We start from the raw sequence: 10,669 nt of genomic DNA, 5'->3' as shown, positions 1-10,669 counted from the left end.
ACCGTGTCGGGATCGGACGATCGACGTGCGCGTCGTCGCTTGACGGTCCTCGTGCCCCTCGGTTGCGCGGCGACCGTCTGCGTCGTCTGGTCGATCGGGACGCTCGCCTCTCACGCGCAGAGTCGGGACTTCACCCGCGAGCGTGCGGTGTCCGCGTCGTCAGAGGTGACGCCGACGACTGAGGCGACGGCCGACGCGGACCCCCGGGTGGTCGGTTCCCTGCCCGACCCTGGCTGGGTCGCCAACGTCGCTGAGCGAACCGGCATCCCCGACAGGGCGTTGCTGGCGTATGCGGGGGCCGATCTGCGCGTCCGCGCCGACTCCGGCTGCGAGGTGGGGTGGAACACGCTCGCGGCGATCGGTTTCGTCGAGACCGAGCACGGCACACTCGGTGGCGGTGCGATTCGCGAGGACGGGCGTGCGACTCCTCGGATCGTCGGCATTCCGCTGGATGGGGCGACGACCGACGCCATCCCCGACACCGACGGTGGCGTCATCGACGGAGATGACCAGTGGGATCGCGCGGTCGGTCCGATGCAGTTCATTCCGCAGACCTGGACGGAGTGGGGGAGAGACGGCAGCGGGGACGGGAGCGCAGACATCGATCACATCGATGACGCGGCGCTCACGGCCGCGCGCTACTTGTGCGCGGCGCGCGGCACACTCGCCGACGGGGACGCCTGGGTCGCCGCGGTCCGCTCGTACAACGACTCCGCGGAGTACCAGCAGCGCGTCGCGGACGCCGCCGCGGAGTACGTGCGCGCGGCGCAGTGAGCGTCACCCGTCAGGTATCGTCAAGCCGCTGTCGAGCGCGCACCTGTATTCTGGAACGCAGGTCCGGCACCGCTCGAGCGCGCTCGGACCATCAGAGAACCCCGAGAGGATCCGCGTGAGTCAACCACCCCGCGACGAAACGTCCCGGCGCGATGCATCGCAGGAGTACCCTGAGGATCGTTTCGACCACCCCGAGATGCGGGGTCGGGTGGGCGCGCACCGCGTCGTCGCGCGACCGCGGAACGCCTGGCGTTTCGTCATTGCCGGCGTGGTCGGCTTTCTGCTGCTCACCGGGCTCGGCATCTTCACGGTCGAGCGGATCGGCGCGAACCTCGGCCTCGACGAACGCATCGGTGGCTCGAGCGAGACCGCGCAGATCGAACCCGAACTCGATCCCGAAGCATCGGTCGCGGTACTCAACGGGACGGACACGCCCTATCTCGCGGAGGGCGTCGGTCAGGTCATCGGTGACGGAGACCTCGGGGTCATCGTCTTCGCGGGCAACGCCGCAGAAGACGACGTCTCCATCTCGGGCGTGTTCTACGAGGACGAAGCCGACATCCCCGCGGCCGAGGGCCTCGCTCGCGAACTCGGCGGGCTCTCGATCTACCAGAGCAACGGCTACGCCTCGTACGGTGCCCGACTCGTGGTGCTGCTCGGTACCGATTACGGCGGACCCGGAGCCGACGAGGCCACCGAGCTCGAGCAGAGTACGAGTGAGAACACGATCCCTGGGACCGAGTCTCCTGACGCCGATGCCGGGGTCGAAGCCGATGCCGCAGCGGACGCCACGGCTGACATCGACGGAGGCGTCGACGCGTCGGGCGACGTCCCGGTGCAGTAGTCCTCCGAGCTCGCCCGGAGTCTCCTCCCGCGCTTGCACTCGTCGGGTGTGAGTGCCAAGATTGTCTTAGCACTCGAAATGATCGAGTGCTAAGTCTGTGAGCATCGTGTCCCGGACTGGGGCACACCTGGAACGTCCGGGAGGGACGACTACATGGCAAAGATCATTGCTTTTGATGAGGAAGCACGTCGCGGCCTTGAGCGGGGTCTGAACACCCTCGCCGATGCCGTCAGGGTGACCCTGGGGCCGCGTGGCCGCAACGTCGTGCTCGAGAAGAAGTGGGGCGCCCCCACCATCACGAACGACGGCGTGTCCATCGCCAAGGAGATCGAGCTCGAGGATCCCTACGAGAAGATCGGTGCTGAGCTCGTCAAGGAGGTCGCCAAGAAGACGGACGACGTCGCTGGCGACGGCACCACCACCGCGACCGTGCTCGCGCAGGCGCTCGTTCGCGAGGGTCTCCGCAACGTCGCAGCCGGCACCGACCCCATCGCGCTGAAGAAGGGCATCGAGAAGGCTGTCGCAGCCGTCGTCGAGAAGCTCCTCGCCAACGCGAAGGAGGTCGAGACCACCGACCAGATCGCCGCCACCGCCTCGATTTCGGCGGCTGACGAGCAGATCGGTGCGCTCATCGCCGAGGCGATCGACAAGGTCGGCAAGGAGGGCGTGGTCACCGTCGAGGAGTCCAACACCTTCGGCACCGAGCTCGAGCTCACCGAGGGCATGCGCTTCGACAAGGGCTACCTGTCGGCGTACTTCGTCACCGACTCCGACCGCCAGGAGGTCGTGTTCGAGGATCCCTACATCCTCACGGTGAACAGCAAGGTCTCGAACATCAAGGACCTGCTCCCCGTCGTCGACCCGGTGATCCAGTCGGGCAAGCAGCTCCTCATCATCGCTGAGGACGTCGAGGGCGAAGCCCTCGCCACGCTCGTGCTCAACAAGATCCGCGGCATCTTCAAGTCGGCCGCCGTCAAGGCGCCCGGCTTCGGCGACCGTCGCAAGGCCATGCTGCAGGACATCGCGATCCTCACGGGTGGCCAGGTCATCTCGGAAGAGGTCGGCCTGAAGCTCGAGAACGCGACCCTCGACATGCTCGGCACCGCGCGCAAGGTCATCATCACCAAGGACGAGACCACCATCGTCCAGGGCGGCGGCGAGAACGACGCGATCGAGGGCCGTGTGGCGCAGATCCGTCGCGAGATCGACAACACCGACAGCGACTACGATCGCGAGAAGCTGCAGGAGCGCCTCGCGAAGCTCGCCGGTGGCGTCGCCGTCATCAAGGCGGGTGCCGCGACCGAGGTCGAGCTGAAGGAGCGCAAGCACCGCATCGAAGATGCTGTCCGCAACGCGAAGGCTGCCGTCGACGAGGGCGTCCTCCCCGGCGGCGGTGTCGCACTCATCCAGGCGGGCAAAGACGTGTTCGCGTCGCTCGAGCTCAAGGGTGACGAGGCTGTCGGCGCGAAGATCGTGCAGACCGCCATCGAGGCACCGCTGCGCCAGATCGCGCAGAACGCGGGTCTCGAGCCCGGCGTCGTCGTGGATCGCGTTGCGAACCTCGAGGTCGGCTACGGACTGAACGCCGCGACCGGTGAGTACGGCGACCTGGTGGCCCAGGGCATCCTGGACCCGGCGAAGGTCACCCGCTCGGCGCTGCAGAACGCGGCATCGATCGCCGGCCTGTTCCTCACGACCGAGGCCGTCGTCGCCGACAAGCCGGAGCCCGCAGCTTCGGCGCCGGCCGACCCGACGGGCGGCATGGACTTCTAAGTCCTGCATCGCGAAAGCGGGGTCGCACCTTCGGGTGCGGCCCCGCTTTTTCGTCTGTGCGCGACGACCCGACCGACTGCGTCAGGCGCGTGCGGCGCTGGCGCGCTCGTACGCGGTGACGAGCACGCGTTCGGCGCGGTGCAGGTAGCCCTCGAGCGCCTCGGCAGCCTCGTCTGCACTCCCCGCTGCGACGAGCTCGACGATGCGGGCATTCTGATCGATGAACGGGGCGTGCAGATACTCGGGGTCGTCGACGAGGCCGAATGCGAGTCGCACCTCGGCCGCGAGCGCGTCAGCGAAGCGGGCGAGGCGTGGACTGTCGGCGAGTTCGATGATGGCGGAATGGAACAAGATGTTCGCGGTACCCACGGTGCGCCAGTCGCCCGATTCACGGGCGGCCAGCGCGGTGTCGACGGCCTCGCGCATGCGCGTGACGCCGGGATGCTTCGGCAGTGCGGTGCGCAGCGCTCCGCATTCGATCATGCGCCGCACGTGATAGATGTCGATGATCGACATCACGGACGGGGTGGCGACGAAGGCGCCGCGGTGCGGAACCTGGACGACGAGCGACTGCTCGCTGAGGATGCGGAAGGCTTCGCGCAGCGTATTGCGGGACACGGCGTGGGTGCGCGCGAGGTCCACTTCGGCGAGGCGCATACCCGGCGTGAGTTCGGCATCGGCGATCAGCGCGCGGAGCGCGGCCGCGGTCTCCTCGGCGCGCGACCGACCGAGCGGTGCGGCGACGGCGTCGTCAGCGGGCTGAGTCATGCTCCGATCCTACTGGCACCCCATCCGTGTTGAACGTCTCGCTTGCATTGTTGAACAATCTAGCGCAAGATGGTCGAGACGCTCCGGCGTCGAGCTGGGCGACTGGCGCAGTGAAGCACCGATGAAAGGCAGCAGCAGATGAGCGAACGGAACGCTGCGGTTCCGGGTCCGGAAACCGTCGCGAGCGGGGCGGTCGGCTTCGTCCGCGCACGACGCGCGTCCCTCCTCGGGGCGATCTTCATGATGGCAACGTCGGCCATCGGACCCGGATTCATCACGCAGACGGCGACCTTCACCGCGACGCTCGGCGCCGCATTCGCATTCGGCATCCTCGCGTCGATCCTCATCGACTTCGTGGTGCAAGCCAATATCTGGCGCATCATCACGGTGAGCGGTCGCCGCGCCGCGGAGCTCGCCAACGCAGCCGTACCCTTCAGCGGATACGTGCTCGCCGTGCTCGTGATCTTCGGCGGGCTCGTGTTCAACATCGGCAACATCGCCGGCGCCGGCCTCGGACTCAACGCGCTCTTCGGACTCGACGCGAAGATCGGCGGAGCCGTCAGCGCGGCGCTCGCCATCGTCATCTTCATCGTCAAACGCGCAGGCGTGGTCATGGACCGCGTGATGATCCTGCTCGGACTCGTGATGATCATCCTGACGGTGATCGTCGCGATCGTCGCGAACCCGCCCATCGGTGAGGCGCTCACCCAGACGGTCCTGCCCGATGTGATCGATTTCGCGATGATCACGACGATCGTCGGCGGCACCGTCGGCGGGTACATCACCTACGCCGGTGCGCACAAGCTGCTCGATTCCGGAGTCTCTGGCGTCGAGCACGCCGAACAGGTGACCCGATCCGCGTTCACCGGCATCGCCGTGACCGGCGTGATGCGGTACGTGCTGTTCCTCGCGTTCCTCGGCGTGACCGCCAGCGGTGTGACGCTCGACCTCGCGGGCAACCCGGCCGGCGATGCGTTCCAGGCCGCCGCGGGTGAGATCGGCCTCCGGGCGTTCGGTCTGGTGCTCTGGGCCGCGGGCATCTCGAGCGTCATCGGCGCCGCGTTCACCTCGGTGTCGTTCACGACGGTGTTCAGCCGTCGCATCGACATGCGGGTGCGCTCGTGGATCACGGTGGGCTTCATCCTCTTCGGGCTCAGCGTCTATCTCGTGCTCGGCACGACGCCCGTCGCGCTCCTCGTGTTCGCCGGCGGGTTCAACGGTCTGATCCTGCCCCTCGGATTCACGATCTTCATGTACATCGGCTGGTTCCGCCGTGACCTGCTGAACGGCTACCGGGTGCCGAAGTGGCTGCTCATCTCGGGGACCGTCGTGACCGTGCTGACCTGGTACATGGGCATCATGTCATTCACGGGGATCTTCGCCTTCCTGGCGGCGTGACCCCGCAGAGCACCATCCGCACGAGAAAGGCCGGTACATGAGCATCGATCTGAATAGCGACCTCGGCGAGCACTTCGGTGCGTGGCGCCTCGGCGACGACGACGCCATGCTCGGCATCGTCACGAGCGCGAACGTCGCCTGCGGGTTCCACGCGGGCGATCCTCGTTCCATTCTCGACACGCTCCGCGGTGCGGCCGCTCGAGGCGTCGCCGTGGGAGCCCACGTCGCCTACCCCGATCTCGTCGGGTTCGGCCGCAGGCCGATGGACGTCGCCGACGCCGAGCTCGAGGCCGATGTGATCTATCAGATCGGTGCGCTTCAGGCGCTCGCCCGCGTCGCCGGCACCGAGGTGACCTACGTGAAACCGCATGGCGCGCTCTACAACACCATCGCGCGCGACGAGCGGCAGGCCGCGGCGGTCATCCGTGCCATCCGGGCCGTCGATTCGACGCTGCCGCTCGTCTGTCTGGCCGGCTCGCGGCTGGTGAACTGGGCCGAGGCCGCCGGATTGCACGCCGTACCCGAAGCGTTCGCCGACCGCGCCTACGAGCCGAACGGCGCGCTCGTCTCGCGGCGGGAATCGGGATCGGTGATCCACGACCCGGCCGAGGTCGCGGAGCGCATGGTGCGGTTGGCTCGCGAGGGCGTCGTCGCCGCGAAGGACGGTACCGATATCGCAGTGCCCGCCGCCTCGATCTGCGTGCACGGCGACAGCCCCGGCGCGGTCGAGATCGCCGCTGCCGTGCGCACCGCGCTGCTCGACGCGGGCGAGGAGCTGTCCGCTTTCGCGAGCGGAGCGTCCGGATCGCGGGGTGCGCAGTGATCCGCGACGGGGCGCTGCCGCACCGCTCGGGATCGGACGTGTCGTTCGACGTGCGGCCGGTCGGAGACGGTGCGCTGCTCGTCGACTGCGGGGATCTCGCGACGGCGCTGGCACTGCACGACGCGCTCTCGCGGGCGCGCGACGACGGTGCGCTCGATATCGATGAACTCGTGCCTGCGGCGCGGACGGTGCTGCTGCGCGGACGTGATGCCGCGGCGCAGGTCGCCGGCAGGGGCGAGATCGGGTTCGCCGAGCTGTGGGACGCCTACGCCGGTGAGACCGTGCGCGCTTCGACCTCGGAGCCGCTGATCGACGTTCCGGTCGTGTACGACGGCGCGGACCTCGACGAGGTCGCGCAGCTCACCGGACTCTCCACGGAAGAGGTCGTCGAGCGGCACCAGGCGGCGACCTACACGGTCGCTTTCACCGGCTTCGCACCCGGGTTCGCGTACATCACCGGGGGCGATCCGGCGCTGCAGGTGCCGCGTCGATCGTCTCCCCGCGCTCGGATCCCGGCGGGGTCCGTCGGGCTCGCCGGCTCGTTCAGCGGGGTGTACCCCCGCGAGAGTCCGGGCGGGTGGCAGCTCATCGGGCGCACGGAGACGCCGATGTGGGATCTCGATCGCGAGCCGCCGGCTCTCCTGCGACCGGGCGCGGGCGTGCGGTTCGTGGCGGTGGAGCCCGGAGACGGCGCAGCGGATGCAGCGCCGCACACGGCGACCGCTGAACGTCGCGGAGCCGGCGAAGCACCCGCGTCCGGCGGCGCCGTCGATGCGCCGGACAGCGCCGTCGCGCTCCGGGTGCACGATGCCGGCCTGCGGTGCCTCGTGCAGGACCTCGGGCGTCCGGGACTCGCGCACCTCGGCGTGAGCGCGTCGGGAGCTGCCGACCGCGGGGCGACTCGACGGGCGAATCGGCTCGTCGGCAACGATGACACGGCGGCGGTGCTCGAGATCGGCATGGGCGCCTTCGCCGCAAGGGCCGAGCGGACGCTCGTACTCGGACTCACCGGCGCCACCCGACCCGGGACGGTGACCGGCGTCGCAGGTGCGCGACCGATCCGGACGGGTGTGCCGTTCAGGGTCGACGCCGGCGATGAGGTGCTCCTGCACCCGGCGGAGGCCGGACTGCGGACGGTGCTCGCGATCCGCGGCGGGATCGCGGCTCCGGAGACGCTCGGCAGCGCCGCAACGGACACGCTCGCGGGGCTCGGTCCCGGCCCGGTCGTTTCCGGCTCCCCGGTGCGGGTGCGCACGGGCGCGATCGATGCGCAGCGCGCGGCAGCAGTCCAGGACGACGCCGACGGTGAGGCGCGCGAAGCCGCGCGGCTCCCGCGCTCGGGCGACGAGACCGTGCTCAGGGTCCGTCGGGGGCCGCGCGACGACTGGTTCGACGACGCGGCGTTCGCCGCGCTCGCCGCGCAGGAGTGGGAGGTGACGCCGCGCAGCGATCGGGTCGGGGTGCGGCTCGCGGGTGAACCGCTCGTGCGCACGGCGGCGTACCGCGACGCGGAGCTTCCGAGCGAGGGGCTCGCCCGAGGCGCGATTCAAGTGCCCCCGGCCGGACAGCCCGTCCTCTTCCTGGCAGACCACCCGCTGACCGGCGGGTACCCGGTCATCGGCGTCGTGATCGATGCCGATCTGGACCGAGCAGCGCAGCTCCCTCCGGGGGCGCGTGTGAGATTCGCGGTACTCGACAGTGCCGGGACCGAAGGAGTGATTCGATGACGATCCGAACCGTACTCATCGCGAACCGCGGCGAGATCGCCGTGCGCGTGGCTCGCGCCGCTCGTGATGCCGGTATCACCGCGATCGGCGTGTACGCCGATGGCGACGACGACAGTCTGCACGTGCGCACCGTCGACGCGGCGTACGCGTTGCACGGCGCGACACCGGCGGAGACGTACCTCGATGCCGAGAAACTCATCGCGGTGGCGAAGCGCGCCGGCGCGGACGCCGTGCATCCCGGCTACGGCTTCCTCTCCGAGAGTGCGGCCTTCGCGCGGGCCGTGATCGACGCGGGTCTCGTCTGGATCGGGCCGGATCCCGAAACGATCGAGCAGCTCGGCGACAAGGCGCGTGCGCGCACGATCGCCGCAAGCGTCGGGGCTCCGCTCGTGCCGGGAACGAACGACCCGGTGTCGAGCGCGGACGAGGTGATCGCCTTCGCCGACGCGCACGGTCTGCCCGTCGCCATCAAGGCGGTGCACGGCGGTGGCGGGCGCGGCATGCGCGTCGTGCGTGAGCGCGATCGGATCGCCGAGGAGTACGAGTCGGCCGTTCGCGAGGCGGAATCGGCGTTCGGGGCGGGCGCGTGCCTGGTCGAGCGGTTCCTCGACCGCCCGAGGCACATCGAGGCGCAGGTGCTCGGCGATCGTCACGGACGCATCGCCGTGCTCGGCACCCGCGACTGCTCATTGCAGCGCCGGAATCAGAAACTCGTCGAAGAGGCGCCGGCACCGTTCATCGATGACGAGCTGCGCGAGCGCATTCACCGTGCCGCGACGGATATCTGCGGCGCGGCCTCCTATGTGGGGGCCGGGACGGTGGAGTTCCTGCTCGGCGAAGACGGCACGCTCACGTTCCTCGAGGTCAACACGCGGCTCCAGGTGGAGCACCCCGTCACCGAGGTGACATCGGGCGTGGACCTCGTGCAGGAGCAGTTCCGCATCGCGGCGGGCGAGCCGATGCGCGCACCCGAGACGGTGACGCCGATCGGGCACGCCATCGAGTTCCGCATCAACGCCGAGGACCCCGGACTCGGGTTTCTGCCGACCCCTGGCACGCTCACCCGGTGGGACCCGCCGGCCGGTCCGGGAGTCCGGTTCGACTCGGGCGTCACCGCCGGCGACGTCGTGTCGGGCAGCTTCGACTCGCTGCTCGCGAAGCTCGTGGTGTGGGGTGCTGACCGCGACGAGGCGATCGCGCGTGCGCGGCGCGCGCTCGCGGAGTTCACGGTCGACGGGGTGGCCACGGTGCTGCCCTTCGACCGGCACATCGTCGAGGATCCGGCCTTCACGGGCGCCGGCGCCACCGGGTTCTCGGTGCATACGCGGTGGATCGAAGAGGACTGCACGGCCGAGTTCTCGGTCGGTTCGGACGTCTCCTACCCCGCGGCCCAGTCGCTCACCCGCCTGCCGATCGAGTGGGAGGGCCGCCTGACGACGATCGGGCTGCCGGCGACCCTGCTTGCGGCGCTCGGTTCGGTCTCCGGATCGCAGCCGACAGGATCTGAAACGCAGGTTGCCGCACCGGACGGGCCCGAATCGGAGGGGGCGCTGCTCGCGCCGTTCGCGGGAACGCTCAGCGCCTGGAAGGTCGCCGACGGTGAGACCGTGTCTGCCGGACAGACCGTCGCCGTGCTCGAAGCGATGAAGATGGAGGTGCCGGTGACGGCTCCCGTCGACGGCGTGCTCCGGCACGCGATCGCCAGCGGGGCGGACGTTGCGGCGCGGGGAACGATGGGCGAGGTGACGGGCGCATGAGCGTGCTCGCGACGGCGGACCAGCTGGCTGCGGCCCTCGCGGCGCGCGGCGAAGCTCGGTCGGGCGCCACGTCGCCGACCAGTGGACTCGCCCCAGGACTCGTGCAGGCCAACCTCATCTCGGTGCCGGCGGACTGGGCGTACGACGTGCTGCTCTTCGCACAGCGCAACCCGCGACCGTGCCCCGTGCTCGAGGTGCTCGACGCCGGGTCGTGGGAGTCGCGGCTCGCCGCCGGGTCGGACCTCCGCACCGATATTCCGGGGTATCGCCTCTGGCGCGACGGAGTGCTCGCCGCAGAGGTCACCGACGCCACGGCGGCGTGGGAGGAGCACCCCGATCTGGTGTCGTTCCTGATCGGGTGCAGCTTCACCTTCGAAGCGGGGCTCGTCGAGGCGGGGATCCCGATCCGGCACCAGGAGGCGGGCCGGAACGTGCCGATGTACCGGACATCGCGGGCGTGCGCGCCGGCCGGGCGTCTGCGCGGCGACATGGTCGTCTCGATGCGGGCGATCCCTGCGGACCGTGTGGCGGACGCGGTGCAGATCTCGGGTCGGTACCCCGCAGTGCACGGGGCGCCCGTGGCGATCGGCGACCCCGCGTCGCTCGGGATCGCGCGGCTCGACGCTCCCGAGTTCGGTGACGCCCCGGTGATCGAGCCCGGCGACGTACCGGTGTTCTGGGCATGCGGGGTCACGCCGCAAGCGGCCATCATGGAGTCCCGGCCGCCGTTCGCGCTCACGCACGCGCCCGGCAGCATGTTCGTCACCGACGTTCCCGACGCCAACTATCTCGTCTAGCGGACGGA

The 10,669-nt window shown here is 69.8% G+C and carries 9 protein-coding genes; 8 read left to right on the top strand and 1 reads right to left on the bottom strand.

Annotated elements, in window-relative coordinates; genetic code table 11:
• Positions 1-3: 3 nt before the first annotated feature.
• The 3 genes from J4H85_RS13575 to groL all read left to right on the top strand — a co-directional run bounded on the left by J4H85_RS13575 (position 4) and on the right by groL (position 3,391).
• On the top strand, positions 4-774 hold the full coding sequence (locus tag J4H85_RS13575; protein WP_307863712.1) for a lytic murein transglycosylase: 771 nt from the start codon (positions 4-6) through the stop codon (positions 772-774).
• 115 nt (positions 775-889) lie between these two features.
• Positions 890-1,618, top strand: a complete 729-nt coding sequence (locus tag J4H85_RS13570) for a LytR C-terminal domain-containing protein (RefSeq protein WP_307863711.1) — start codon at positions 890-892, stop codon at positions 1,616-1,618.
• 153 nt (positions 1,619-1,771) lie between these two features.
• Positions 1,772-3,391 (top strand): chaperonin GroEL, encoded by a 1,620-nt coding sequence (gene groL, locus J4H85_RS13565; RefSeq protein WP_208240732.1) that lies wholly within the window; start codon positions 1,772-1,774, stop codon positions 3,389-3,391.
• Between the two features lie 81 nt (positions 3,392-3,472).
• Here groL and J4H85_RS13560 read toward each other — a convergent pair whose 3' ends face one another.
• Positions 3,473-4,159 carry a GntR family transcriptional regulator gene (locus J4H85_RS13560; protein ID WP_208240731.1) on the bottom strand — a complete coding sequence of 229 codons (687 nt, stop codon included), beginning with the start codon at positions 4,157-4,159 and terminating at the stop codon, positions 3,473-3,475.
• Between the two features lie 138 nt (positions 4,160-4,297).
• On the opposite strand from J4H85_RS13560, the gene J4H85_RS13555 reads away from it, so the two are divergent.
• The 5 genes from J4H85_RS13555 to J4H85_RS13535 are packed head-to-tail and all read left to right on the top strand — an operon-like array spanning position 4,298 to position 10,661.
• Positions 4,298-5,557 (top strand): NRAMP family divalent metal transporter, encoded by a 1,260-nt coding sequence (locus tag J4H85_RS13555; protein ID WP_208240730.1) that lies wholly within the window; start codon positions 4,298-4,300, stop codon positions 5,555-5,557.
• 37 nt (positions 5,558-5,594) lie between these two features.
• The gene (locus J4H85_RS13550) at positions 5,595-6,380 is read left to right on the top strand and encodes a LamB/YcsF family protein (protein WP_208240729.1); all 786 of its coding nucleotides are present in this window, start codon (positions 5,595-5,597) and stop codon (positions 6,378-6,380) included.
• On the top strand, positions 6,377-8,107 hold the full coding sequence (locus J4H85_RS13545) for a 5-oxoprolinase subunit B/C family protein (protein ID WP_307863710.1): 1,731 nt from the start codon (positions 6,377-6,379) through the stop codon (positions 8,105-8,107). Before J4H85_RS13550 ends, J4H85_RS13545 begins: the two co-directional genes overlap by 4 nt.
• Complete coding sequence (locus J4H85_RS13540; protein WP_208240727.1) at positions 8,104-9,864, top strand: acetyl/propionyl/methylcrotonyl-CoA carboxylase subunit alpha; 1,761 nt, start codon at positions 8,104-8,106, stop codon at positions 9,862-9,864. Before J4H85_RS13545 ends, J4H85_RS13540 begins: the two co-directional genes overlap by 4 nt.
• Positions 9,861-10,661 (top strand): putative hydro-lyase, encoded by an 801-nt coding sequence (locus J4H85_RS13535; protein ID WP_208240725.1) that lies wholly within the window; start codon positions 9,861-9,863, stop codon positions 10,659-10,661. Before J4H85_RS13540 ends, J4H85_RS13535 begins: the two co-directional genes overlap by 4 nt.
• Positions 10,662-10,669: the final 8 nt, after the last annotated feature.

Source organism: Leucobacter tardus (assembly GCF_017583045.1).
Classification (GTDB): Bacteria; Actinomycetota; Actinomycetes; order Actinomycetales; family Microbacteriaceae; genus Leucobacter; species Leucobacter tardus.
This window is presented reverse-complemented; position numbering and strand designations above follow the sequence as displayed.

Excerpts from the sequence above, each read along its gene's own strand:
- J4H85_RS13560 (WP_208240731.1), bottom strand. The coding sequence starts at position 4,159 with ATGACTCAGCCCGCTGACGACGCCGTCGCCGCACCGCTCGGTCGGTCG.
- J4H85_RS13550 (WP_208240729.1), top strand. The coding sequence starts at position 5,595 with ATGAGCATCGATCTGAATAGCGACCTCGGCGAGCACTTCGGTGCGTGG.
- J4H85_RS13540 (WP_208240727.1), top strand. The coding sequence starts at position 8,104 with ATGACGATCCGAACCGTACTCATCGCGAACCGCGGCGAGATCGCCGTG.
- J4H85_RS13555 (WP_208240730.1), top strand. The coding sequence starts at position 4,298 with ATGAGCGAACGGAACGCTGCGGTTCCGGGTCCGGAAACCGTCGCGAGC.
- J4H85_RS13535 (WP_208240725.1), top strand. The coding sequence starts at position 9,861 with ATGAGCGTGCTCGCGACGGCGGACCAGCTGGCTGCGGCCCTCGCGGCG.
- groL (WP_208240732.1), top strand. The coding sequence starts at position 1,772 with ATGGCAAAGATCATTGCTTTTGATGAGGAAGCACGTCGCGGCCTTGAG.